Genomic DNA, 23,663 nt, shown 5'->3' with positions numbered 1-23,663 from the left:
CCCGTACGGCGGACGGCGACGGCAGGCGGCTTCCTCGGAAATCTATCGGTCCCCGGCCTCCCCCAAAGACTCGGGCACCCACAGTGGCTTACGGGGCTGTCTGTCGGGTCCCTACAGAACCGGTCCCGGGTACGACGGGAAAGGTGTGGTCGCCGGACCGCGGACGCGACATGATGCGGCGCAGCCCCCGGTGTCGCGGCAGACGACCGGTCACGTCGACAGAAAGAGACGCAGGTGCCTCACAGCATCGACGAAGCCTTCACGGCACTCCCCCTACGCGCCCTCGCCGACGCCGCGCTCGCCCGTGCGCGTGCCCTCGGCGCGGAGCACGCCGACTTCCGGCTGGAGCGGGTGCGCAACGCGTCGTGGCGGCTCAGGGACGCCAGGCCCGCCGGATCCTCGGACACCACCGACCTCGGGTACGCGGTGCGGGTGGTGCACGGCGGCACGTGGGGCTTCGCGTCCGGCGTGGATCTCACGCTGGACGCCGCCGCCAGGGTCGCCTCGCAGGCGGTGGCGATGGCGAAGCTGTCGGCGCAGGTGATCAGGGCGGCCGGGTCGGACGAGAGGGTCGAGCTGGCCGACGAACCCGTGCACGCCGACAAGACCTGGGTCTCGGCGTACGAGATCGACCCCTTCGGTGTGCCCGACGCGGAGAAGGCGGCGCTGCTGGCCGACTGGAGCGCGCGGCTGCTGGCGGCCGACGGGGTGGATCACGTGGACGCCTCGCTGCTCACCGTGCACGAGAACAAGTTCTACGCCGACACCGCCGGGACCGTGACGACGCAGCAGCGGGTGCGGCTGCACCCGGTGCTCACCGCGGTGTCGGTGGACGACTCCAGCGGCGAGTTCGACTCCATGCGCACGCTGGCGCCGCCGGCCGGGCGGGGCTGGGAGTACCTGACCGGGACCGGTTGGGACTGGGAGGCCGAGCTGGCCGAGATGCCCGAGCTGCTGGCCGAGAAGATGCGCGCGCCGAGCGTCGAGGCGGGGCTGTACGACCTGGTGGTCGACCCGTCGAACCTGTGGCTGACCATCCACGAGTCCATCGGGCACGCCACCGAGCTGGACCGTGCCCTCGGCTGCGAGGCGGCCTACGCCGGCACCTCCTTCGCCACCTTCGACCAGCTCGGCAAGCTGCGCTACGGCTCCGAGCTGATGAACGTCACCGGCGACCGCACCGCCGAGCACGGCCTGGCGACCGTCGGGTACGACGACGAGGGCGTCGCGGGCCAGTCCTGGGACCTGGTGAAGGACGGCACGCTGGTGGGCTACCAGCTCGACCGGCGGATCGCGAGGCTCACCGGTTTCGAGCGGTCCAACGGGTGCGCCTACGCCGACTCCCCCGCGCACGTGCCGGTGCAGCGCATGGCCAACGTGTCGCTGCGGCCGGATCCGGGCGGGCTGTCGACGGAGGATCTGATCGGGGGCGTCGACCGCGGGATCTACGTCGTCGGGGACCGGTCCTGGTCCATCGACATGCAGCGCTACAACTTCCAGTTCACCGGTCAGCGCTTCTTCCGGATCGAGAACGGGCGGCTCGCCGGCCAGCTGCGGGACGTGGCGTACCAGGCGACGACCACCGACTTCTGGGGGTCCATGGCCGCCGTCGGCGGCCCGCAGACGTACGTCCTGGGCGGTGCCTTCAACTGCGGCAAGGCCCAGCCGGGGCAGGTCGCGGCCGTCTCGCACGGCTGCCCGTCCGCCCTCTTCAAGGGAGTCAACATTCTGAACACCACCCAGGAGGCGGGTCGATGAGCGCCGCGACCAACAAGCCGCACGAGATCGTCGAGCGGGCGCTGGAGCTGTCCCGGGCCGACGGGTGCGTCGTCATCGCCGACGAGGAGTCCACCGCCAACCTGCGCTGGGCGGGCAACGCGCTCACCACCAACGGCGTCACGCGCGGGCGCACGCTGACGGTCGTCGCCACCGTCGACGGGCAGCAGGGCACGGCGTCCGGGGTGGTGTCGCGGTCGGCCGTGACCGTGGACGAGCTGGAGCCCCTGGTGCGCGCAGCGGAGGCCGCCGCGCGGGGTGCCGGTCCGGCCGAGGACGCGCAGCCGCTGGTCCCGGGCGGGCCGGGGTCGCCGGACTTCACCGACGCGCCCGCCGAGACCTCCTCGGCGGTGTTCGCCGACTTCGCGCCGGCCCTCGGGGAGGCGTTCGCACGCGCGCGTGCGGGCGGCCGGGAGCTGTACGGGTTCGCGAACCACGAGATGACCTCGACGTACGTCGGTACGTCGACGGGGCTCAGGCTGCGGCACGACCAGCCGAACGGGACGCTGGAGCTGAACGCCAAGTCGCCGGACCGTACCCGGTCGGCGTGGGCGGGGCGGGCCACGCGGGACTTCAAGGACGTCGACCCGGCGGCCCTCGACGCCGACCTGGCCGTACGGCTCGGCTGGGCCGGGCGGCGGGTGGAGCTGCCCGCCGGGCGGTACGAGACGCTGCTGCCGCCCACCGCGGTCGCGGACCTGCTGATCTATCAGTACTGGTCGGCCTCCGGACGGGACGCGGTCGAGGGGCGCACGGTGTTCTCCAAGCCGGGCGGCGGCACCCGGGTCGGCGAGCGGCTCGGTGCGCTGCCGCTGACGCTGCGCAGCGATCCGCACGAGCCGGGTCTGGAGAGCGCGCCGTTCGTGGTCGCGCACTCCTCGGGCGGCGACCAGTCGGTGTTCGACAACGGGCTGCCGGTGGCGGCGACCGACTGGATCCGGGACGGCGAGCTGCACCGGCTGACGACCACCCGGCACAGCGCGGGTCTGACCGGGCTGCCGGTGGCGCCCGCGATCGGCAACCTGATCCTGGACGGCGGCGACCCGGACCGGTCCCTGGACGAGATGGTCGCGGGCACGGAGCGCGGCCTGCTGCTGACCTGCCTCTGGTACATCCGCGAGGTGGATCCGGCGACGCTGCTGCTGACCGGGCTGACCCGGGACGGCGTCTACCTCGTCGAGCACGGCGAGGTCGTCGGCGAGGTGAACAACTTCCGGTTCAACGAGTCGCCGGTGGACCTGCTGGGGCGGGCCTCGGATGCGGGGCGCACGGAGAAGACGCTGCCCAGGGAGTGGGGCGACTGGTTCACCCGGGCCGCGATGCCCGCGCTGCGGGTCCCCGATTTCAACATGAGCTCTGTCAGTCAGGGCGTATAACCTCGTAGTCGGCCGTCACCCGACTGCCTGAAGATCATCACGCATGAGCACGTAGGAGACACGAGAACCGTGACGGACATCGTCGACGAGCTGAAGTGGCGCGGGCTGTTCGCCCAGTCCACCGACGAGGACGCTTTGCGCAAGGCGCTCGCGGACGGTCCCGTCACGTTCTATTGCGGTTTCGACCCGACCGCGCCGTCCCTGCACGTGGGGCACCTGGTGCAGGTGCTCACCGTGCGCCGGCTCCAGCAGGCCGGGCACCGGCCGCTGGCGCTGGTCGGCGGGGCCACGGGTCAGATCGGCGACCCGCGCCCGACCGCGGAGCGCACGCTGAACTCGCCGGAGACCGTCGCGGGCTGGGTGCGGCGGCTGCGGGGCCAGATCGAGCCGTTCCTGTCCTTCGAGGGCGAGAACGCCGCGGTGATGGTCAACAACCTGGACTGGACCGAGGGCCTGTCGGCGATCGAGTTCCTGCGGGACATCGGCAAGCACTTCCGGGTCAACAAGATGCTGACCAAGGACTCCGTGGCCCGGCGGCTGGAGTCCTCCGAGGGCATCAGTTACACGGAGTTCAGCTACCAGTTGCTCCAGGCGATGGACTTCCTCCAGCTCTACCGGAGGTACGGCTGCACGATGCAGCAGGGCGGCAGCGACCAGTGGGGCAACCTCACGGCCGGCCTCGACCTGCTGCACCGGCTGGAGCCGGACGCGTCGGTCCACGCCTACGCGACGCCGCTGATGACCAAGGCGGACGGCACCAAGTTCGGCAAGACCGAGGGCGGCGCCGTCTGGCTGGACCCGGAGATGACGACGCCGTACGCGTTCTACCAGTTCTGGCTGAACGTGGACGACCGGGACATCTCGAGGTACATGCGCATCCTGTCCTTCCGCTCCCGTGAGGAGCTGGAGGAGCTGGAGCGGCAGACCGAGGAGCGTCCGCAGGCGCGTGCCGCGCAGCGCGCGCTGGCCGAGGAGCTGACGACGCTGGTGCACGGCGCCGGCCAGACGGCCGCCGTGATCGCCGCTTCCAAGGCCCTCTTCGGCCAGGGGGACCTGGCCGAGCTGGACGAGCGGACGCTGGCGGCGGCCCTGTCCGAGCTGCCGCACGTCCAGGTCGCCGAGCCGGCCCCGGTCGTGGACCTGTTCGCCGAGGTCGGTCTGGTGGCCAGCAAGTCCGCCGCGCGCCGCACGGTGAAGGAGGGCGGCGCCTACGTGAACAACGCCAAGGTCACCGGCGAGGACGCCGTCCCCGCCAAGGAGGACCTGCTGCACGGGCGCTGGCTGGTGCTGCGCCGCGGCAAGAAGAACCTGGCCGCGGTGGAGGTCACCGGCGCCTGAGCGGGTGCACGCGTGAGGGGCGGTCCCGGCGGTCGATGGCTGCCGGGGCCGCCCCTTCGGCGTACGGGGACCGGAGGGGTCAGGCCCGTTCGCGTCGCCGGCTGCCGCGTACCGCCGTGTAGGCGGCGTCGCCGAGGCCGACCACGATGATGGCCGCCACCAGCTGGAACAGGTGCCGCCACCAGTCGATGCCGGCCGTGGCCTCGACGCCGGCCGCGCGGGCGATCGCGTTGCCGATGATCGCGCCGATCATGCCGCAGATGGTGGTGAGCCACAGCGGCATGTGCTGCTTGCCGGGGATGATCGCCTTGGCGATCAAGCCGAGCACGAATCCCACGATGATCGCCCACAACCAGCCCATGGCTGCCTCCTCGTCCGGCCCTACGCGAGCATTGCCACCAGTGTCGGGGCGTACCGCGTACGGCGCATGCCGCGTACGGCCGAACGGGGTACCGGCGCCTGCGCGGGGCGGCGCACGCGGTGCGGTCCGACCGGGGTGCCCCGGTCTCGTGGGCGGCGCGGACGCGGCGTAACGTGGTGAGTTGTCCGGGACCGGCGTCCCCGAGCGGCCGCGGACGAGAGCGGGGCGGGGAGAGTCCGATGCGGGCGGATGGTGGAACCAGATGCGGAAGCAGAGTGCCGGCGGCAATGCCGAGGTGTTCCGGATCACCGGGGCCCGGACGGGCCTCCAGGAGGACGTGCGCGGGCGGCAGCGCCGGTACGTCATCTCGATGTCGATCCGTACCCTGTCGGTGATCCTCGCGGTCTGCCTGTGGAACGTGGAACGGCACGTCGCGATCGCGGCCCTGATCCTCGGGGCGGCGCTGCCGTACATCGCGGTCGTGATCGCCAACGCGGGGCGTGAGAACGCGCCATCCTTGCCGTCGACGTTCGTGACGGCGCCGACCCCGCCGATGATCATGCCGCCACGGGCCGGGAACGGCACGGCGGAATCCGTCGCGGAGCGCGCCACGGCCGATCCGGGGCCGCGCGCGGCCGGTGAGTAACGCGGCCGACCGTGACCGCGGCGCCTCCTTCGGCGGCGTCGATTCCACGCCAGGCCGAAGAAATGCTCAGATGAATTCGTGTTGTTCCGGGCCCGGGGAAGGATGAGCCGTGACATACTTCGTACGCGCTCCGCATCCCCCGTCGGAGCGACGGACCGACGCCGGGCAGCTCCCCCCGTGGCTGCTCGGCGTCGCCATGTGTGGGGACCTGTGAGAAGAAACCGTGAGTGACGAAACCACCCCGATCTGCTCCGCCAAGGGCTGCCGCACCGCCGCCCTGTGGGTGCTGGCCTGGAACAACCCGAAGCTCCACACCCCGGAGCGCCGCAAGACGTGGATCGCGTGCGACGAGCACCGGGAGAGCCTGTCCCAGTTCCTCGGGGTGCGGGGCTTCCTGAAGGACGTCGTCCCGCTCGCCGAGTGGGAGACCCGGGAGGTCTCCGGCGGGTCCGGCGGGGCAGGTCCCGCCTAGGGCCTGTCCGGCGGATCATGCCCCGGACGCGGGGCCCGGCACGCGCGTCCGGGGCGTTGTCGTCGGTCGCCGACGCTCCGCGTCGACGCCCTCCTCCGCCTTGCGGCTGCACGCACCAGACCCCGCTCACCAGCGTCGACGAGGTGCTGCGACCTGATCCGCCGGACAGGCCCTAACCCCCGATCGCCGACATCGGGCGGTCCGGCTGCACGAACGTCGGGTCGTCCAGGCCCGCGCCCGCCTTCTTGCCCCACATGGCCAGGCGCCAGATGCGGGCGATCTCCTCGTCGGGGGCGTCGGAGCGCAGGGCGGCGCGGAGGTCGGTCTCCTCGGTGGCGAACAGGCAGGTGCGCACCTGGCCGTCGGCGGTCAGCCGGGTGCGGTCGCAGGCCGAGCAGAACGGGCGGGTGACGGAGGCGATGACGCCGACGCGGTGCGGGCCGCCGTCCACCAGCCAGCGTTCGGCGGGGGCCGAGCCGCGTTCCCCCGCGCCCTCCGCGGTCAGCTCGAAGCGGGTGCGCAGGGAGGTCAGGATGTCACCGGCGGTGATCATGCCCTCGCGCTTCCAGCCGTGCTGGGCGTCCAGGGGCATCTGCTCGATGAAGCGCAGTTCGTAGTCGTGCTCGACGGCCCAGGCGAGCAGGTCGGGGGCCTCGTCGTCGTTGAGTCCCGGCATCAGGATGCTGTTGACCTTGACCGGGGCGAGTCCGGCTTCGCGGGCGGCTTCCAGGCCGTCCAGGACGTCCTGGTGGCGGTTGCGCCGGGTGAGGGTCTTGAAGACGTCCGGGCGCAGGGTGTCCAGGGAGACGTTGACCCGGTCCAGGCCCGCCGCCTTCAGGGCCGCGGCCGTGCGCTTGAGCCCGATGCCGTTGGTGGTCAGCGACATCTGGGGGCGCGGGGTGAGGGCGGCGACGCGCTCGACGATGCCGACCAGGCCGGGGCGGAGCAGCGGTTCCCCGCCGGTGAAGCGGACCTCCTCGATGCCGAGGGAGGTGACCGCGATGTCGATGAGGCGGACGATCTCGTCGTCCGTGAGCAGGTCGGGCTTGGCGAGCCACTGGAGGCCCTCTTCGGGCATGCAGTAGGTGCAGCGCAGATTGCAGCGGTCGGTGAGCGAGACCCTCAGGTCGGTGGCCACTCGGCCGTAGGTGTCGATGAGCACGTGGCCCCCTCCCTCGACGCGGATCGGTGGAGCGTTTCTCTCCGCCGACACCGTCGAGCCTACGTGACCGGTCCGACATCGACAGCCGCCCGAACCCACGACGCGGGACGCGGCCGCGTCGTAGGGATCTACGAGCGGCCGCGTCGTCGCCGGTCGGGCGGGGTGTCAGTGGGCTCCGGTGCCGGTCAGGGACCGGACCTCGAGCTCCGCGTACTTCGCCTTGTCGGGCTCCTCCTTCGACAGGACCGTGCCGAGCCAGCCCATCAGGAAGCCGAACGGGATGGAGATGATGCCCGGGTTCTTCAGCGGGAACCAGGCGAAGTCCACGTCGGGGAACATCGCCTTCGGGTCGCCGGAGACGACGGGCGAGAACAGCACCAGGCCGACGGCGACGATCAGACCGCCGTAGATCGACCACAGGGCGCCCTGGGTGGTGAAGCGCTTCCAGAACAGGCTGTAGAGGATCGTCGGCAGGTTGGCGGACGCGGCGACCGCGAAGGCCAGCGCGACCAGGCCGGCCACGTTCAGGTCGCGGGCGAGGGCGCCGAGCGCGATGGAGACGATGCCGATGAAGACGGTCGCCCAGCGGGCCGCCCGCATCTCCTCCTTCTCGGTGGCCTGGCCCTTGCGGATGACGTTGGCGTAGATGTCGTGCGCGAAGGACGAGGACGAGGCGAGGGTGAGGCCGGCGACGACGGCGAGGATGGTGGCGAAGGCCACCGCCGAGATCGTGGCGAGCAGGATCGCGCCCCAGGCCGAGTCGACGCCGCCGACGTGCAGCGCGAGCAGGGGCGCCGCCGTGTTGCCGGACGGGTTGGACGCGATGATCTCGTCCTTGCCGACGAGCGCCGCCGCGCCGAAGCCGAGGGCGATGGTCATCAGGTAGAAGGCACCGATGATGCCGATCGCCCAGTTCACGGACTTACGGGCGGCCTTGGCGTTGGGCACCGTGTAGAAGCGGATCAGGATGTGCGGCAGACCGGCGGTGCCGAGCACCAGGGCGATGCCCAGGGAGATGAAGTCGAGCTTGGTGGTGCCCGTCGCGCCGTACTGGAGGCCGGGCTCCAGGAAGGCGGAGCCCGCCCCGCTGTTCTCCGCGGCCTTGCCGAGCAGGTCGGAGATGTTGAAGTCGAACTTCAGCAGCACCAGGAAGGTGATCAGGATGGTGCCGCCGATCAGCAGCACGGCCTTGACCATCTGGACCCAGGTGGTGCCCTTCATGCCGCCGATGGTGACGTACACGATCATCAGGACGCCGACGAGGGCGACGATGAGGATCTTGCCCGCGTCGGAGGTGATGCCGAGCAGCAGCGAGACGAGGACGCCCGCGCCCGCCATCTGGGCCAGCAGGTAGAAGATCGAGACGACGATCGTGGAGGTGCCGGCCGCGGTGCGCACCGGACGCTGGCGCATGCGGTACGCGAGGACGTCGCCCATCGTGTAGCGGCCGGAGTTCCTGAGCGGCTCGGCGACCAGGAGCAGGGCGACCAGCCAGGCGACCAGGAAGCCGATGGAGTAGAGGAAGCCGTCGTAGCCGAAGAGGGCGATGGCGCCGGCGATGCCGAGGAAGGACGCCGCCGACATGTAGTCGCCGGAGACGGCGAGGCCGTTCTGGAAGGCGCTGAACTGGCGGCCGCCCGCGTAGAAGTCGGCCGCGTCCTTGGTCTGGCGGCCGGCCCAGACGGTGATGCCGAGCGTGGCGAGGACGAAGACCGCGAAGAGCGTGATGATGAGCGGCCGGTGCTCGCTCGCCTCGTTGGCGGCCAGCTCGGCGGCGAAAACGGACTGTGCGGGGCTCATGCGCCGCCCTCCATCCGGGACTTGATGGCCTCGGCCTTGGGGTCGAGCTTCGCGGCGGCGTGCCGCGAGTACCACCAGGCGATGAGGAACGTGGTGACGAACTGGGCGATGCCGAAGACGAACGCGACGTTGATGTTGCCGAAGAGCTTGGTGCCCATGAAGCCGCCGGCGTAGTTCGACAGCAGCACGTAGAGCAGGTACCAGGCGACGAAGGCGATGGTCAGCGGGAACGCGAAGGAGCGGAAGGAGCGGCGCAGTTCGGCGAACTCAGCGCTCTGCTGCACTTCGGAGAACTCCTCGGCGGAGGGGAGTCGGTGTTCCTCTTGCGAGGGGGGCTCCTCTTTCGAGGGGGGCGGTGCGTCGGTGGCCACGGAGTCTCCTCGTACGACGGACATGACGGCTGGACCTCGGTGTTCTCAGGGGCCTGATCGTGCTCGGGCTCCCTGACCAACGACACGGCGCCCCGTGGGGACCGGTTCAACACCCGCCGCACTTTCCGAAGTCACTCTGAGCGGGTCATTGCTGGCCAGCGGCTTCGGGGGATAACTTCGCCCTGCACCACTACGTCATGTACCTGCCCGAGCCGTACCCGTGTCTCGGGCAGGTGCCGTTTGCCGATGATGTGGAGACCCCATGGATCATCCGCGTTTCCCGGGGGGCCCGCGCTCCGCACGCGTTTTCCGAGCTTTCCCGACGGACTGGAGACACCACGCATGACCGCACCCCACCCGCGTCACCGTCGCGCCCTCGCGATCCCGGCCGGCCTGGCCGTGGCCGCGTCGCTGGCGTTCCTGCCGGGCACCCCGGCCACCGCCGCCCCCGCGGTGGAGTCCGCCCCCTCGGCGGCGACCGACGGGACCTCGCTCAGTTACGTCGTCAACGTCTCCCCGGGGCACCGCCCTTCGGCCACCGTGCGGCGCGCGATAGCCGGGGCGGGCGGCACGATCGTCGCGTCGTACGACCGGATCGGCGTGATCGTCGTCCACTCCGCCAACCCGGACTTCGCCAAGAGCGTGCGCAAGGTGCGCGGCGTGCAGTCGGCCGGTGCCACCCGCACCGCGCCGCTGCCCTCGGCCGCCACGACCGACACGGGCGCGCCGCAGGTGCTGAGCGGCGCGGAGCTGGCCGCCGCCAAGGCCACCTCGGCGAAGGCCGAGGGCCAGGACCCGCTGGAGTCGCTGCAGTGGGACCTGCCCGCCATCAAGGCGGACAAGGCGCACGAGAAGTCGCTGGGCAGCAGCAGGGTGACCGTGGCCGTCCTGGACACCGGTGTCGACGACACCCACCCGGACATCGCCCCGAACTTCGACCGGCAGGCGTCCGTCAACTGCGTGGCGGGCAAGCCGGACACCACCGACGGCGCCTGGCGTCCGAGCGCGTCGGAGAGCCCGCACGGCACCCACGTGGCCGGGGAGATAGCCGCCGCCAAGAACGGCGTCGGCATGACCGGCGTGGCACCCGGCGTCAAGGTGGCCGGCATCAAGGTCGGCAACCCCGACGGCTTCTTCTACACCGAGGCCGTGGTCTGCGGCTTCATGTGGGCCGCCGAGCACGGCGCCGACGTGACCAACAACAGCTATTACACCGACCCGTGGTACTTCAACTGCAAGGACGACCCGGACCAGAAGGCGCTCGTCGAGGCCGTCTCGCGGGCCGCGCGGTACGCGGAGAAGAAGGGCGCGGTCAACGTCGCCGCGGCCGGCAACGAGAACTACGACCTGGCCTCCGACGAGATCACCGACCCGTCCTCGCCGAACGACACCACGCCCGGTGACCGGACGGTCGACCCGTCGAAGTGCCTGGACATCCCGACCCAGCTGCCGGGTGTCGTGACGGTCGCGTCGACCGGCGCGAAGGGCCTCAAGTCGTCCTTCTCCAACTACGGCCGGGGCGTCATCGACATCGCCGCGCCCGGCGGCGACTCGACGGCCTACCAGACGCCCGAGCCGCCCGCCACCAGCGGACTGATCCTGGGCACGCTGCCCGGCGGCAAGTGGGGCTACATGGCCGGTACGTCGATGGCCTCCCCGCACGTCGCGGGTGTCGCCGCCCTCATCAAGTCGACGCACCCGCACGCCTCCCCGGCGATGGTCAAGGCCCTGCTGTACGCCCAGGCCGACGCCACGGCGTGCACCAAGCCGTACGACATCGACGGCGACGGCAAGGTCGACGCGGTGTGCGAGGGCCCGAAGAACCGCAACGGCTTCTACGGCTGGGGCATGGCCGACGCACTGGACGCGGTGACCCGGTAACCGGTACGCGCGCGTGACGCGGGGGCGGCGGACCGGGTGGAACCGGTCCGCCGCCCCACTCGTGCGGCAGTCGGTGAGAGCTTCGAACGCGGCTGCCTGAAGTGCGCCGACCCCGTCCCCGGCGGCATCGCCAGGTGGGGTTCGTGGTGTGACGTGGCCCGCGCTGCGGCACGAGGGGGACACCGCCTACTACCGGGCACGGGTCGAGAAGGCGGTGGGCGAGTGGACCGAGCGGGCCTCCGTCCCACGCGAACCGAAGAAGGCGCGGCCGCCCGCGGGGTGCGGGACACCGCTGCGTGACCGCCGCGGCGTGGGCGGACGGCACGTCGCCGAAGTCGCCCTCGCTCAGGGGTGGGAGCTGCGGCCCAAGGACGCGGGCAAAGAGGTGCGGCTGTGGTGGTCGGCCGCTTCCCGCCCGCAGGACGCGACCGAGGCCGACGTGGCGCCCGGCTCGTGAAGGCGGAACTTGCCCGGATCTGACGACTTGGTGAAGATCCTGGGGTGACCTCGATACGACCCCCGTCCCCGATCAGCGGCACCGGACGGCACTCGCGGCCCTCCGGAACCGGCCGGGCCGTGGCCGTACTCGTGCTGGTGGTCCTCGGCGCGCTGATACCCGTGCTCGGCCCGTCCCCCGCGCTGCACGGCACCGGGGAGGCCGAGGCGCCCGGCACCGGCGGCATCGCCCTGCTGCGCACGGTGCTCTTCGCCGCGCTGAGCGTGCCGCTCGGCGAACTCTTCGTCAACCGGCTGGCCGGGTCCCTGCCCGGCGCGCCCCCGGACCGGCCGCGCAGCTGGGCGCCGTACGCGGCCGCCGCCGGTTTCGTCGCCGCCCTGGGGCTGGCATCGGTCGTGGCCACGGGCAACCTGGTGCCGGGCTCCGCGGCCGACATCGACGTCGGCGGCCTCTACTCCTCCCGCGACGGCAAGCTGGCGCTCGTGGAGGTCAACGGGTTCCTCGCGGCCTGGCTGTGCGCGACCTCCCGCCGGCCCGGGCTGCAGGTATGGCCGCTGGCCGCCGTGATCGTCGCGGACGCGCTGCGCGCGCACCCCACGACCGAGTACAGCCCGCTGCTCGGCTCCGGTCTGACCCTCGTCCATCTGACGTGCGCCTCACTGTGGGCGGGCGGTCTGCTCTACGCGCTGCGGGTGCTGCGGCGTTGGCGGGACGCCGAGGCGGGGCCCGCCCTGCTGGGGCTCTACGCGCGCGTGGCCGCCGTTCTGCTGGCGGCCCTCACGGCGACCGGCGTGTGCAGTTCGCTGCGCCGGATGCCGGCCGGCACGATCCTGGACCAGCTCACGGAGACCGCGTACGGGCGCGTCCTGCTCGCCAAGGTGGTGCTGGTGGCCGCCGTCGCCGCCCTCGCACTGTGGGCCAGGGTCCGGCTGGGCCGTGCCGCCGACCCGCTGGCCGCCTGCTCCCCCGCGCGCGCGGAGGTCGTCGCGCTGGGCGTGGTGGTCGCGGTGTCGGGGCTCCTGACGGCGCTTCCGGTGCCGATCCGCTGGTGAGTGCGCCCGAGGAATGCCGCAACACTTCCCCTGCGTCCGGAACTTGACGGCACGGGGCACCTGCCGGACCGGAGTGTCGGTCCCGGCCCGTATCCTCATTGACCATGCTCGAAGACCGCACGACCGCAGCGCCGTCCGCCACGGCGTGGCCGGCCGCGTATCCGCAGGGGTACGCGGTCGTCGACGTGGAGACCACCGGCCTGGCCCGCGACGACCGCATCATCTCGGCGGCCGTCTACCGGCTGGACGCCCGCGGCGAGGTCGAGGACCACTGGTACACCCTGGTCAATCCGCAGCGCGATCCGGGGCCGGTGTGGATACACGGTCTGACGGACGACGTACTCCGTGACGCGCCGCTCTTCCCCGACGTCGCGGAGGAGTTCGCGGCCCGGCTGGACGGCCGGGTCCTCGTCGCGCACAACGCCGTCTTCGACTGGCAGATGATCGCCCGCGAGTACGCGCGCGCGAAGCGCGAGGCACCGGTGCGGCAACGGCTGTGCACCATCGCCCTGTCCAAGGCGCTCGACCTGCCGCTGCCCAACCACAAGCTGGAGTCGCTGGCCGCGCACTTCGGCGTCGTGCAGCAGCGGGCGCACCACGCGCTGGACGACGCGCGGGTGCTGGCGGAGGCGTTCCGGCCGAGCCTGCTGGCCGCGGCGGCGGGGGGCGTGCGACTGCCGCTGCATGAGTGCCGGCCGCTGACCGAGTGGTCGGACCGTCCCACGCCCCGGATCGGACAGCAGGCGAGCTACGGAAGCTACCGGCCGAGCAGTTGGCGCCCGTCGCGCAAAAGGCCCGCATGCCCCTATCCCAACCCGGGCCGTTACGAAGAGGGCAAAAGGCTCAAGCAGGGCATGCGGGTCGCCTTCTCGGGCGACACCTCCGTCGAGCGGGACCTGCTGGAGGACCGTGCCGTCGAGGCGGGGCTGCACGTCGCGACCAGCCTGTCCCGGCTGACCAGCCTGCTCGTCACCAACGACCCGGACTCCGGCACCTCGAAGGTGGTCAAGGCCCGGCAGTTCGGCACGCCGGTGGTGGACGAGGCGGCGTTCGGGCAGCTGCTCGCCGACGTCGAGCCCGCGGACGCCGGGTCCTGAGGCGCGCGGTCCCGCGGAGCCGTACGGACGGGTGATTCCGGGCGACTCGCCCGGCGCCCGCCCGCCCGTCTCCGCGGGGACGGCCCACCCTGTGGCGCATGGCGACATGTGAAGTCTGCGGCAACAACTACGGAATGACCTTCGAGGTCCACGCCCAGGGCGCGGTGCACGTCTTCGACTGCTTCTCCTGCGCGATCCACCGGATGGCGCCCATCTGCGAGCACTGCCGGGTGCAGATCATCGGCCAGGGCGTCGAGGTCGACGGCCACTGGTTCTGCGGCGCCCACTGCGCCCGCGCGGAGGGGAGGGCGGGGATCGTCGACAAGGTGTGAGCCCTTCGCGTGACCGCCGGGCGAAGCCGTCGCCGCACTCGCGCCGCGGCTTCGGAGCCGGACGTGCTCCCCGCCGACGCGGGACCGCGGCCCTCGCGGGGACCTCCCCGCGAGGGCCGATCCCGGTCAAGGTACCGTCGATGCGTGTACCGCTTCCTGTTGTCCCGCCAGTGGGTGATCCTCACGCTGGTCGCCGTGCTGCTCATCCCCACGATGATCCGGCTGGGCTTCTGGCAGATGCACCGCTACGAGGAGCGCACCGCCCGGAACGACCTGGTCGCGCGTGCGCTCGAGGCGTCGCCGGTGCCCGTGGAGTCGCTGACCGCGCCCGGCAAGAAGATCACCACGCGTGAGCGGTACCGCACCGTCACGGCGAAGGGCCGCTTCGACACGGACCGCGAGGTCGTCGTCCGCCGCCGCACCGACGGCGACGACAACATCGGCTACCACGTGCTGACCCCGTTCGTGCTGGACGACGGCAAGGTCATGCTCGTGAACCGGGGCTGGATCCCCGCGGACGGCCCGAGCCAGACGGAGTTCCCCGAGATTCCCGCCCCGCCCCGGGGGGAGGTCACCGTCACCGGGCGGCTGATGCCCGACGAGACGACCGAGGCGAGCGGGATCAAGGATCTTGAGGGCCTGCCGGACCGGCAGATCATGCTCATCAACAGCGAGCAGCAGGCCGAGCGCCTGGACGCCCGGGTGCTCGGCGGCTACGTCGTCCTGAAGACGCCGGAGCCGAAGGACGACTCCCCGAAGCCGATCGGCAGGCCCGGCAACGAGAACGCCGCGCTGAACTACGCCTACGCGATCCAGTGGTGGCTGTTCGCCGCGGCCGTACCCGTCGGCTGGTGGTTCCTGGTCCGCCGCGAGAAGCGCGAGCGGGAGGCCGGCGAGGACGCGCGGGAGGCGGAGGCCGAACCCGCGACGGTGTAGCCGCGCGGAGGGAGCGTGCGGGCGGAAGGAGCGTGCGGGCGGATCCGATTGCTCCGGCTCCGGCCGGGAAGAGGTCAACCCGTGCACCCCGACATCGAGGACTACGCGCTCATCGGCGACCAGCAGACCGCGGCCCTGGTCGGCACGGACGGCTCCGTGGACTGGCTCTGCCTGCCCCGCTTCGACTCGGCCGCCTGCTTCGCCAAGCTGCTCGGCGACGAGGACAACGGCCACTGGCGCATCGCCCCCAAGGGCGCCGAGCGCTGCACGCGGCGTGCCTACCGGCCGGACACCCTCGTCCTGGACACCGAGTGGGAGACCGAGGACGGTGCGGTCCGCGTCACCGACCTGATGCCCCAGCGCGACCGCGCCCCCGACCTCGTGCGCATCGTCGAGGGCCTGAGCGGCGAAGTCACCGTGCGCAGTGTGCTGCGGCTGCGCTTCGACTACGGCTCGATCGTCCCGTGGGTGCGCAGGGACGACGGGCACCGGGTGGCCGTCGCCGGACCGGACTCGGCGTGGCTGCGCAGCGAGCCGGAGGTGCACACCTGGGGCGAGGACCTCGGGACGCACGCGGAGTTCACCGTGGCCGCGGGCGAGAAGGTCGCGTTCGTGCTGACCTGGCACCCCTCGCACGAACCGCGCCCGCCGCTGATCGACCCGTACGTGTCGCTGGAGCACAGCGTCGAGGACTGGCGCGCGTGGGCGGCGCGCTGCCGCTACGAGGGTCCGCACCGGGACGCCGTGGTCCGCTCCCTGATCACGCTGAAGGCGCTCACCTACAAGCCCACGGGCGGCATCGTGGCCGCGCCCAGCACCTCGCTGCCCGAGGAGCCGGGCGGGGTGCGCAACTGGGACTACCGCTTCTGCTGGCTGCGCGACTCCACGCTCACCCTGGGTGCCCTGCTGTCGGCCGGATACCTGGAGGAGGCCGAGGACTGGCGCGACTGGCTGCTGCGCGCGGTCGCGGGCAACCCTGCCGACCTGCAGATCATGTACGGCGTCGCGGGCGAGCGGCGGCTGCCCGAGTTCGAGCTGCCGTGGCTGTCCGGCTTCGCCGAGTCCACGCCCGTCCGCATCGGCAACGACGCGGTGAACCAGCTCCAGCTTGACGTGTACGGCGAGGTCATGGACTCCCTGTCGCTGGCCCGGCTGGCGGGGATGCAGCCGCAGCCGCAGATGTGGGAACTGCAGTGCGCGCTGATGGAGTTCCTGGCCACGGCGTGGCGGGAGCCCGACGAGGGACTGTGGGAGGTGCGGGGCGGGCGCCGGCAGTTCGTGCACTCGAAGGTGATGACGTGGGTGGCGCTGGACCGGGCGGTGCGCACCCTGGAGAACCATCCCGAACTGGGCGGCGGTGACCTCGACGGGTGGCGGGCGCTGCGCGACGAGGTGCACCGCGAGGTGTGCGAGAAGGGCTACGACCCCGTGCGCAACACGTTCACCCAGTACTACGGCTCGCGGGAGCTGGACGCCTCGCTGCTGCTCGTGCCGCGCGTGGGCTTCCTGCCGCCGGACGACCCGCGTGTGGTCGGCACGGTCGACGCGATCGGCGCCGAGCTGACCCGGGACGGCCTGGTGCGCCGCTACAGCACCGAGGGCCGCCGGGTCGACGGGCTGCCGGGCGGCGAGGGGACGTTCCTGGTGTGCTCGTTCTGGTACGCGGACGCCCTGCACGCGACCGGCCGGACGAAGGAGGCGCGGGAGCTGTTCGAGCGTCTGGTGGGGCTCGCCAACGACGTGGGACTGCTGGCCGAGGAGTACGACCCGGTGGCCGGACGTCAGCTCGGCAACTTCCCGCAGGCCTTCAGCCACGTCGGCCTGGTGAACACGGCCCTCGCCCTGTTCGGGGAGGAGAAGGCAGGATAGGGCCATGGATCTTGGACTGAAGGACCGGGTGTACGTCGTCACGGGAGCCACCCGGGGCCTGGGCAACGCAGCCGCGCACGAGCTGGTCGCCGACGGGGCGAAGGTGGTCGTGACGGGCCGGGACGAGAAGAGCGTCGCGGAGGCGGCCTCGGCACTGGGGCCGGACGCGGTCGGGGTGGCCGCCGACAACGCCGACCCGGAGGCCGCCGGGCGGCTGATCGCGACCGCCCGTGAGCGCTTCGGCCGTTTCGACGGCGTACTGATCAGTGTGGGCGGGCCGCCGCCGGGGTTCGTCGCCGACATCACGGACGAGCAGTGGCAGGCGGCGTTCGAGTCGGTGTTCCTGGGTGCGGCGCGGCTGGCCCGGACGGCGGCGGCCGAGCTCGCGGAGGGCGGGGTGATCGGGTTCGTGCTGTCGGGCTCGGTGCACGAGCCGATCCCGGGCCTGACCATCTCCAACGGCCTGCGCCCCGGGCTCGCGGGCTTCGCCAAGTCCCTCGCCGACGAGCTGGGCCCGCGCGGCATCCGCGTCGTCGGCCTGCTGCCGGGGCGCGTCGACACCGACCGGGTGCGCGAGCTGGACGGGCTGTCCGCCGACCCGGAGGCGACCAGGGCGGCCGCCGAGTCCCGTATCCCGCTGCGCCGCTACGGCGCCCCGGAGGAGTTCGGCCGCGTGTGCGCGTTCCTGCTCTCCCCCGCGGCGTCGTACGTCACGGGCGTCATGCTCCCGGTGGACGGCGGCGTGCGGCACGGGTTCTAGGGCGGACGGGGAGCCTGTCCGGTCCGGGGCTGGTGCCGGGGGTGCGCCACTCTCGGCCCGGTCCCCCTCCGGTTCCGGTCCCCTCCGGTTCGGGTCCCGGACCGGACGGCGAACCCGCCGCAAACGCCCGCCCCCGGCGGGGCCTCTCGGGCGCCGGATGCGTCGTGGCCCCCGGGCTCCGGACGCCGGTGTTCTCAGCTCACCCGCTCGGCCCCGTGCTTGACGCCCCGGAGCTGGACCTCGGCCGGGAGGGACGGCAGGTGCGCCGAGTCGCGGGCGTGGGTCAGGGCCCGGGTGGTGAGGTCGTGCAGGGCGGTGCCGGGGTCCACGTGGGGGGCGAGGAGCAGCCGGACCCGGGCCGCCGGGGCGTCGCGGCGGCCGGTGAGCCGCACGCCGGCCCGTTCTACGCCGTCCACGCGCTCCGCCTCACCGGCGAGGACCTCCTCCAGCGCCTTGCCGCGCAGGGTGGCGCCCTCGCCGTCCCCGGTGTCGACGAGAACCTCGGTGAGCCTGCGGCGGCGTACCACCGCGACCAGCCACCACAGGGCGAACAGCAGCAGGACGGCGAGTGCGGCGATGACGACCGGCCACCACCAGCCGGCGTCCCGCCACCGGGTGCGTTCGGCGTCGCTGAGCAGCACGTCGTGCGGCCCCTGGTGGACCCACCAGGAGGGCGCGGGCGCGTCGAACCCCACGGCCAGCACCGCGCCGCCGAGCACGAGCAGGACCAGGCCCGCCAGTCCGGTCAGTACCCGGTTCACCGTCCTGAGCACCGCGCTCACCCCTTCCGTCCGGGGCGCTTCACCCGCAGCGACACGGCGGGCGGCCGGGCCAGGCCGAGGCCGCGCACCGCGCCGTCGAGCACACCGTCCAGGTCGGCCCGTACGTCGTCCAGTTCCCGGAAGTGCGACAGCGCCCGTACGCGGGCCCTGCGGCGGCGCATCCGCACCCGCGCCGACTGCACCCCGGACACCTCCATGGCCCGGTCGCGCAGCACGGTGGCGGCGGCGTTCCGGTGCAGCCCGGCGCGTACGCCGGGGTGGGTGCGCCGCATCGGCAGCAGCCGGCGCAGCCCGGGGGTGAGGGCCAGCACGAGCAGCCAGAGCCCGAGGGCGGCGGCGACTCCCGCGCCGACCAGCACCCACGTGTCGTCGACGGGCCGTTCGGCGAGCTGCCGGGCCAGGTCCCGGCGCCAGCCGAGGGCGGACCGGCCGGCGCGCACGGCGGCGACGTCGTAGAGGAAGGCCCCGGTGAGGAACAGGAGCAGGAGGGCGACGATGCCGGCGGGGACACGGCGCGCGGACCAGAAGCGGCCGGCCCGGCCGCTGGCGGGGGCGTCCGTGACGCCGGACTCGTACGGGCCCGGTTCCGTGTCCGTCCCCGCGCCGCGTTCCACGACGGGCAGGCGCTGGGTGCTGCCCTCTCCCGTCCCGGCCCCCTGGGGCTCGCTCATCGCGTCCTCCCGTGCCTCGCGCCGTACTCCGCCGCCAGGTGCAGCCGTTCCACCCGGACGGCGACCTCCGGCACCGCCATGCCCACGAACGCGCGTACCCGCTGGACGACTTGGTGACGCACCCGGGCGCAGCGGGCGCCGATGTCGCACGGATAGTCGAGTTCCAGGTGGACGCTGACACGGGCGGTGTCGTGGTGGACGACGACGGTGGCGTACGGGCGCGCCGCGTCCGGGTGCAGCGGGCCGATCGCCTCGCGTGCCGCCCGGGCGGCGACCTTGGCGACGACCCGGTCGGCGATCCGGGTGGCACCGCGCTCGCCGGGCGCCACGCGGGCCAGGGGTTGCAGGAGCTCGCCGGCCCCGTCGCTCACGCCGGTCACCGCCGCCGGTCGTCGCGGCTGCGGAAGAAGTCACCGAGGTCCATGTCCCCCTCCAGGAGACGGCCGGCGACGAACCCGACGGCCCCCAGGGCCGCCACCAGCAGGAAGGCGCCGAATCCGCCGAAGTAGCCGGCGAAGCCCAGTGCCATGCCGGCGATCATGCCGACCACGGCCATGCTCATGGTGCGCTCCCCTCACTCACCGCTCGGTCCTCTTCCCTCGGCGTCCCCCTCACTTGATCCGGGGCTCCGGTTCCTCGTCCTCCTCGTCGGGCAGCTTGACGTCGCTCACCGCGATGTTGACCTCGACGACCTCGAGACCGGTCATCCGCTCCACGGCCGCGACCACGTTCTCCCGCACGTCCCGGGCCACGTCCGCGATCGACACGCCGTACTCGACGACGATCTCCAGGTCGAGGGCGGTCTGCTTCTCGCCGACCTCGGCCTTCACCCCGCGGGTCACCCCGGACCTGGTCCCGCCGGGGACCCGGTCGCGCACGGCGCCGAAGGTGCGCGACATGCCGCTGCCCATCGCATGCACACCGGCGACGTCGCGGGCCGCCATTCCGGTGATCTTCTCCACGACGCCGTCGGCGATGGTGGTCCGTCCCCGGGTGCCGGGGTCGCCGCCGCCGCGCCGGAGCGTCTGGCCCTTGAACGTTCCGGAGGTCTCGATGGTGTCCGGTCCGCTTCGGTGGCTCTCCATGTCGCTCATCGCCGTACGTCCCTTCCGGTCGTAGTCCTGTGACCACGTTAGGCGGGGTTGGACGAGCTCGCGCCACGGACGCGGCAGGTTGGAGGACGGGGTGCGGCCGGCGAGCTGCGGATCGGGCTCGTGGATCCGGACGAGGCACGCGAGGCCGCCGCCCGGCGCCGGGGGCCGCACCCCGGGAGCGTCCTTACTCCCCGAGCCCCGCCAGGTCGCGCAGCCGGCGTCCCTGGGCGGCCCGTTCGGCGGTGCGCTGGGTCTCGTAGTCCCGCGTCTGGGCACCCTGGAGCAGCGCCTTGGTCTCGACGACCGCGTCGCGCGGTGCGGCCAGGATCGCCGACACCAGGTCGTGCACCGCGGGGTCGAGCTGGTCCGCGGGCACGGCGAGGTTGGCCAGGCCGGTGCTCACGGCCTCCTCGGCCGCGACGAAGCGCCCGGTCGCGCAGATCTCCAGCGCGCGGGCGTATCCGACCAGGGACACCAGGGGGTGCGTGCCCGTCAGGTCCGGCACCAGGCCGAGGCTGGTCTCGCGCATGGCGAACTGCACGTCGTCCGCGACGACCCGCAGGTCGCAGGCGAGGGCCAGCTGGAAGCCCGCCCCGATGGCGTGCCCCTGCACGGCGGCGACCGACACGAGGTCGCTGCGCCGCCACCAGGTGAACGCCTCCTGGTACTCGGCGATGGTCGCGTCCAGCTCGGCGTCGGCGCCCCGGGCGAGGTCGATGAACGACGGTTCGCCGTCGAAGCCCTCGGGCGTGAACGCCTGCCGGTCGAGCCCGGCCGAGAAGGACTTGCCCTCGGCCCGCAGCACCACCGCCCGGACGGAGCCCGGCAGCAGCCGGCCGGCCTCGGTGAGCGCCCGCCACAGAGCGGGACTCTGCGCGTTGCGCTTGGCCGGGTTGGTCAGCGTCACCGTGGCGATCGCGTCGTCGACGGTGAGCCGCACGCCGTCCTGGTCGAGTGCGGGACCGGGGTCGTGGGCGGGCGAAGCCATGGGGCGCCTCCGAAAGGTGCGGTCGTCGTCCCCGCCGCGCGCCGGACGGTGCGCCGTACCACGGCAGGGCTAAGTGACTGCACAGTAACCACCCGGGCGGTCGGACGACCGACCGGGTGGCCACCATCACTTTCGGAACGCGTTCGAAGCCGGGGGCCGCCCGGGACGTCAGGCCGATGTGGCCTTTTTGCCCCGGGTAGCCCCGCCACGCCCTCGCAGCGTGACGCCCGACTCGCTGAGCATGCGGTGCACAAAGCCATACGAGCGGCCGGTTTCCTCGGCCAACGCCCGGATGCTCGCACCGGCGTCGTACTTCTTCTTCAGGTCTGCCGCGAGCTTGTCGCGCGCGGCGCCGGTCACCCGGCTGCCCTTCTTCAGAGTCTCGGCCACCCGTGCCTCCTCATGGGAAGTGCGCTCTGGTCTTCTCATGATCACCCCTCCAGGCGCTCATGGCCACCCATTCGGCAAGGTCGATGAGACAAGGTGGTGACGACAGGAGCGGGTCCCCACATACGGAATCTGCGATTCCAGAGAATTGGGCGCGTTCCGCCGAACGGGTTTCTCCGCGAAATTCCAGGTCAGAAAGGCGTCACGGCCGGGGCCCCGGCAAAGGGGAACCCGGCCGCGAAATCGATGTAGGACACACCTCTTGATGAGGAGATCTCACGCAGATGGTGGATCACGGATCGGCCGAATGATCCATCACCAGTGGATCATCCATTCGATCAAGCGAAGGCGACGCTCGGGCGCGAGCGACGGTCAGGCGAGGGCGACGAGGTCCGCGTAGTCGGCGCCCCACAGGTCCTCGACGCCGTCCGGAAGCAGGATGATCCGCTCCGGCTGGAGCGCCTCGACGGCGCCCTCGTCGTGGGTGACGAGGACGACCGCGCCCTTGTAGGTGCGCAGCGCGCCGAGGATCTCCTCGCGGCTGGCCGGGTCGAGGTTGTTGGTGGGCTCGTCCAGGAGCAGCACGTTCGCCGAGGACACCACGAGGGTGGCCAGCGCCAGCCTGGTCTTCTCGCCGCCGGAGAGGACGCCGGCGGGCTTGTCGACGTCGTCGCCGGAGAACAGGAACGAACCCAGCGTCTTGCGGACGTCCACGAGGTCCAGGTCGGGGTTGGCCGAGCGCATGTTCTCCAGGACGGTGCGCTCGGGATCGAGGGTCTCGTGCTCCTGCGCGTAGTAGCCGAGCTTGAGGCCGTGGCCCTCGATCACCTGGCCGGTGTCCGGCTTCTCGACGCCGCCGAGGAGGCGCAGCAGCGTCGTCTTGCCCGCGCCGTTGAGACCGAGGATGACGACCCGGGAACCCTTGTCGATGGCCAGGCCGACGTCGGTGAAGATCTCCAGGGAGCCGTACGACTTGGACAGGCCCTCGGCGGTGAGCGGGGTCTTGCCGCAGGGGGCGGGCTCCGGGAAGCGGAGCTTGGCGACCTTGTCGGACTGCCGGACCGCCTCCAGGCCGGAGAGCAGCTTGTCGGCGCGGCGGGCCATGTTCTGCGCGGCGACCGTCTTGGTGGCCTTGGCGCGCATCTTGTCGGCCTGCGAGTGCAGGGCGGCGGCCTTCTTCTCGGCGTTGGCGCGCTCGCGCTTGCGGCGCTTCTCGTCGGCCTCGCGCTGCTGCTGGTAGAGCTTCCAGCCCATGTTGTAGACGTCGATCTGGGAGCGGTTGGCGTCCAGGTAGAACACCTTGTTGACGACCGTCTCGACCAGGTCGACGTCGTGGGAGATCACGATGAAGCCGCCGCGGTAGGTCTTCAGGTAGTCCCGCAGCCAGACGATCGAGTCGGCGTCGAGGTGGTTGGTGGGCTCGTCGAGGAGCAGGGTGTCGGCGTCCGAGAACAGGATCCGGGCCAGCTCGATACGGCGGCGCTGACCGCCGGAGAGCGTGTGCAGGGGCTGGCCGAGCACCCGGTCGGGCAGATTGAGCGCGGCCGCGATGGTGGCGGCCTCGGCCTCGGCGGCGTACCCGCCCTTGGTGAGGAACTCGGTCTCCTGGCGCTCGTACTGCCGCAGGGCCTTGTCGCGGGTGGCGCCCTGGCCGTTGGCGATGCGCTGCTCGTTCTCCCGCATCTTGCGGATCAGGACGTCCAGGCCTCGGGCGGACAGGATGCGGTCGCGGGCGAGCACGTCGAGGTCGCCGGTGCGCGGGTCCTGGGGGAGGTAGCCGACCTCGCCGGAGCGGGTGACGGTGCCGGCGGCGGGCTGGCCCTCGCCGGCCAGGACCTTGGTGAGGGTGGTCTTGCCGGCGCCGTTGCGGCCGACCAGGCCGATGCGGTCGCCCTTGGCGACGCGGAAGGTGGCGCTCTCGATGAGGACACGGGCACCGGCGCGCAGCTCGATGCCGGAGGCGGAGATCACGGTCAGACTCCTGGGCGGGTGGATTGGCGGGGTGGGCGGCTGTGGAGGATCCCGCCGTCTAATGCACGAGGAGAATGGCCATGA

At 72.3% G+C, this 23,663-nt stretch carries 25 protein-coding genes; 13 read left to right on the top strand and 12 right to left on the bottom strand.

Annotated features, from left to right (window positions below; genetic code table 11):
* Positions 1–234: 234 nt before the first annotated feature.
* From NI25_RS30245 to tyrS, 3 genes are all read left to right on the top strand, one after another.
* Entirely contained in the window at positions 235–1,758 is a 1,524-nt protein-coding gene (locus NI25_RS30245; protein ID WP_061445491.1) for a TldD/PmbA family protein, read from the top strand.
* Positions 1,755–3,152 (top strand): metallopeptidase TldD-related protein, encoded by a 1,398-nt coding sequence (locus NI25_RS30240; protein ID WP_061445490.1) that lies wholly within the window; start codon positions 1,755–1,757, stop codon positions 3,150–3,152. The genes NI25_RS30245 and NI25_RS30240 overlap by 4 nt, the downstream gene beginning before the upstream one ends.
* A 69-nt stretch (positions 3,153–3,221) precedes the next feature.
* Complete coding sequence (gene tyrS, locus NI25_RS30235; RefSeq protein ID WP_061445489.1) at positions 3,222–4,490, top strand: tyrosine--tRNA ligase; 1,269 nt, start codon at positions 3,222–3,224, stop codon at positions 4,488–4,490.
* Positions 4,491–4,569: 79 nt separating this feature from the next.
* Here tyrS and NI25_RS30230 read toward each other — a convergent pair whose 3' ends face one another.
* Positions 4,570–4,851: a GlsB/YeaQ/YmgE family stress response membrane protein gene (locus NI25_RS30230; protein WP_061445488.1), complete on the bottom strand. Its 282-nt coding sequence runs from the start codon at positions 4,849–4,851 to the stop codon at positions 4,570–4,572.
* Positions 4,852–5,113: 262 nt separating this feature from the next.
* Between NI25_RS30230 and NI25_RS30225 the strand changes: the two genes are divergently transcribed.
* Both NI25_RS30225 and NI25_RS30220 read left to right on the top strand, forming a co-directional pair.
* Positions 5,114–5,497 (top strand): DUF3099 domain-containing protein, encoded by a 384-nt coding sequence (locus tag NI25_RS30225; RefSeq protein ID WP_199561047.1) that lies wholly within the window; start codon positions 5,114–5,116, stop codon positions 5,495–5,497.
* A 223-nt stretch (positions 5,498–5,720) separates the two neighbouring features.
* Complete coding sequence (locus tag NI25_RS30220) at positions 5,721–5,969, top strand: hypothetical protein (RefSeq protein ID WP_061445486.1); 249 nt, start codon at positions 5,721–5,723, stop codon at positions 5,967–5,969.
* A gap of 172 nt (positions 5,970–6,141) precedes the next feature.
* On the opposite strand, the gene moaA is transcribed toward NI25_RS30220, so the two are convergent.
* The 3 genes from moaA to NI25_RS30205 all read right to left on the bottom strand — a co-directional run bounded on the left by moaA (position 6,142) and on the right by NI25_RS30205 (position 9,302).
* Positions 6,142–7,131 (bottom strand): GTP 3',8-cyclase MoaA, encoded by a 990-nt coding sequence (moaA, locus tag NI25_RS30215; RefSeq protein WP_061445485.1) that lies wholly within the window; start codon positions 7,129–7,131, stop codon positions 6,142–6,144.
* A 165-nt stretch (positions 7,132–7,296) separates the two neighbouring features.
* Positions 7,297–8,931 carry a cation acetate symporter gene (locus NI25_RS30210; RefSeq protein WP_061445484.1) on the bottom strand — a complete coding sequence of 545 codons (1,635 nt, stop codon included), beginning with the start codon at positions 8,929–8,931 and terminating at the stop codon, positions 7,297–7,299.
* Complete coding sequence (locus NI25_RS30205; protein WP_061445483.1) at positions 8,928–9,302, bottom strand: DUF485 domain-containing protein; 375 nt, start codon at positions 9,300–9,302, stop codon at positions 8,928–8,930. Before NI25_RS30205 ends, NI25_RS30210 begins: the two co-directional genes overlap by 4 nt.
* Before the next feature lie 342 nt (positions 9,303–9,644).
* Between NI25_RS30205 and NI25_RS30200 the strand changes: the two genes are divergently transcribed.
* From NI25_RS30200 to NI25_RS30165, 8 genes are all read left to right on the top strand, one after another.
* The gene (locus NI25_RS30200; protein WP_061445482.1) at positions 9,645–11,183 is read left to right on the top strand and encodes a S8 family serine peptidase; all 1,539 of its coding nucleotides are present in this window, start codon (positions 9,645–9,647) and stop codon (positions 11,181–11,183) included.
* Positions 11,184–11,331: 148 nt separating this feature from the next.
* Positions 11,332–11,640 (top strand): hypothetical protein, encoded by a 309-nt coding sequence (locus NI25_RS30195; RefSeq protein WP_233520789.1) that lies wholly within the window; start codon positions 11,332–11,334, stop codon positions 11,638–11,640.
* A gap of 44 nt (positions 11,641–11,684) precedes the next feature.
* A complete protein-coding gene (locus tag NI25_RS30190; protein ID WP_061445481.1) occupies positions 11,685–12,692 on the top strand; it encodes a CopD family protein in 1,008 nt (335 codons plus the stop codon).
* A 104-nt stretch (positions 12,693–12,796) separates the two neighbouring features.
* Entirely contained in the window at positions 12,797–13,789 is a 993-nt protein-coding gene (locus tag NI25_RS30185) for a DEDDh family exonuclease (protein WP_061445480.1), read from the top strand.
* A gap of 98 nt (positions 13,790–13,887) precedes the next feature.
* Entirely contained in the window at positions 13,888–14,121 is a 234-nt protein-coding gene (locus NI25_RS30180) for a hypothetical protein (protein WP_003976994.1), read from the top strand.
* A 144-nt stretch (positions 14,122–14,265) separates the two neighbouring features.
* Entirely contained in the window at positions 14,266–15,057 is a 792-nt protein-coding gene (locus tag NI25_RS30175; RefSeq protein WP_061445479.1) for an SURF1 family protein, read from the top strand.
* A gap of 81 nt (positions 15,058–15,138) precedes the next feature.
* Positions 15,139–16,926, top strand: a complete 1,788-nt coding sequence (locus NI25_RS30170; RefSeq protein WP_061445478.1) for a glycoside hydrolase family 15 protein — start codon at positions 15,139–15,141, stop codon at positions 16,924–16,926.
* Positions 16,927–16,930: 4 nt separating this feature from the next.
* Positions 16,931–17,686 carry an SDR family oxidoreductase gene (locus tag NI25_RS30165; RefSeq protein WP_061445477.1) on the top strand — a complete coding sequence of 252 codons (756 nt, stop codon included), beginning with the start codon at positions 16,931–16,933 and terminating at the stop codon, positions 17,684–17,686.
* 194 nt (positions 17,687–17,880) lie between these two features.
* On the opposite strand, the gene amaP is transcribed toward NI25_RS30165, so the two are convergent.
* From amaP to NI25_RS30125, 8 genes are all read right to left on the bottom strand, one after another.
* A complete protein-coding gene (gene amaP, locus NI25_RS30160; protein WP_061445476.1) occupies positions 17,881–18,468 on the bottom strand; it encodes an alkaline shock response membrane anchor protein AmaP in 588 nt (195 codons plus the stop codon).
* Entirely contained in the window at positions 18,465–19,139 is a 675-nt protein-coding gene (locus NI25_RS30155; protein WP_061445475.1) for a DUF6286 domain-containing protein, read from the bottom strand. The genes amaP and NI25_RS30155 overlap by 4 nt, the downstream gene beginning before the upstream one ends.
* Positions 19,136–19,519, bottom strand: coding sequence for a hypothetical protein (locus tag NI25_RS30150; protein ID WP_061445474.1), 384 nt, complete (start codon positions 19,517–19,519; stop codon positions 19,136–19,138). The genes NI25_RS30155 and NI25_RS30150 overlap by 4 nt, the downstream gene beginning before the upstream one ends.
* Positions 19,516–19,701: a hypothetical protein gene (locus NI25_RS30145; RefSeq protein WP_061445473.1), complete on the bottom strand. Its 186-nt coding sequence runs from the start codon at positions 19,699–19,701 to the stop codon at positions 19,516–19,518. Before NI25_RS30145 ends, NI25_RS30150 begins: the two co-directional genes overlap by 4 nt.
* Before the next feature lie 49 nt (positions 19,702–19,750).
* Complete coding sequence (locus NI25_RS30140) at positions 19,751–20,233, bottom strand: Asp23/Gls24 family envelope stress response protein (RefSeq protein ID WP_061447160.1); 483 nt, start codon at positions 20,231–20,233, stop codon at positions 19,751–19,753.
* A gap of 184 nt (positions 20,234–20,417) precedes the next feature.
* Positions 20,418–21,221, bottom strand: coding sequence for an enoyl-CoA hydratase/isomerase family protein (locus NI25_RS30135; RefSeq protein ID WP_061445472.1), 804 nt, complete (start codon positions 21,219–21,221; stop codon positions 20,418–20,420).
* A 168-nt stretch (positions 21,222–21,389) separates the two neighbouring features.
* Positions 21,390–21,611 (bottom strand): helix-turn-helix domain-containing protein, encoded by a 222-nt coding sequence (locus tag NI25_RS30130; protein WP_003976983.1) that lies wholly within the window; start codon positions 21,609–21,611, stop codon positions 21,390–21,392.
* Between the two features lie 369 nt (positions 21,612–21,980).
* Positions 21,981–23,579, bottom strand: coding sequence for an ABC-F family ATP-binding cassette domain-containing protein (locus tag NI25_RS30125; RefSeq protein ID WP_061445471.1), 1,599 nt, complete (start codon positions 23,577–23,579; stop codon positions 21,981–21,983).
* Between the last annotated feature and the right edge of the window lie 84 nt (positions 23,580–23,663).

The organism is Streptomyces sp. CCM_MD2014, from assembly GCF_000772045.1.
Classification (GTDB): Bacteria; Actinomycetota; Actinomycetes; order Streptomycetales; family Streptomycetaceae; genus Streptomyces; species Streptomyces salinarius.
The sequence above is the reverse complement of the archived record's forward strand: the minus strand, read 5'-3'. Positions and strand labels throughout refer to the sequence as shown.

Excerpts from the sequence above, each read along its gene's own strand:
- NI25_RS30240 (WP_061445490.1), top strand. The coding sequence starts at position 1,755 with ATGAGCGCCGCGACCAACAAGCCGCACGAGATCGTCGAGCGGGCGCTG.
- NI25_RS30230 (WP_061445488.1), bottom strand. The coding sequence starts at position 4,851 with ATGGGCTGGTTGTGGGCGATCATCGTGGGATTCGTGCTCGGCTTGATC.
- NI25_RS30225 (WP_199561047.1), top strand. The coding sequence starts at position 5,114 with ATGCGGAAGCAGAGTGCCGGCGGCAATGCCGAGGTGTTCCGGATCACC.
- NI25_RS30210 (WP_061445484.1), bottom strand. The coding sequence starts at position 8,931 with ATGAGCCCCGCACAGTCCGTTTTCGCCGCCGAGCTGGCCGCCAACGAG.
- NI25_RS30200 (WP_061445482.1), top strand. The coding sequence starts at position 9,645 with ATGACCGCACCCCACCCGCGTCACCGTCGCGCCCTCGCGATCCCGGCC.
- NI25_RS30185 (WP_061445480.1), top strand. The coding sequence starts at position 12,797 with ATGCTCGAAGACCGCACGACCGCAGCGCCGTCCGCCACGGCGTGGCCG.
- NI25_RS30180 (WP_003976994.1), top strand. The coding sequence starts at position 13,888 with ATGGCGACATGTGAAGTCTGCGGCAACAACTACGGAATGACCTTCGAG.
- NI25_RS30165 (WP_061445477.1), top strand. The coding sequence starts at position 16,931 with ATGGATCTTGGACTGAAGGACCGGGTGTACGTCGTCACGGGAGCCACC.
- NI25_RS30155 (WP_061445475.1), bottom strand. The coding sequence starts at position 19,139 with ATGAGCGAGCCCCAGGGGGCCGGGACGGGAGAGGGCAGCACCCAGCGC.
- NI25_RS30145 (WP_061445473.1), bottom strand. The coding sequence starts at position 19,701 with ATGAGCATGGCCGTGGTCGGCATGATCGCCGGCATGGCACTGGGCTTC.
- NI25_RS30140 (WP_061447160.1), bottom strand. The coding sequence starts at position 20,233 with ATGAGCGACATGGAGAGCCACCGAAGCGGACCGGACACCATCGAGACC.
- NI25_RS30135 (WP_061445472.1), bottom strand. The coding sequence starts at position 21,221 with ATGGCTTCGCCCGCCCACGACCCCGGTCCCGCACTCGACCAGGACGGC.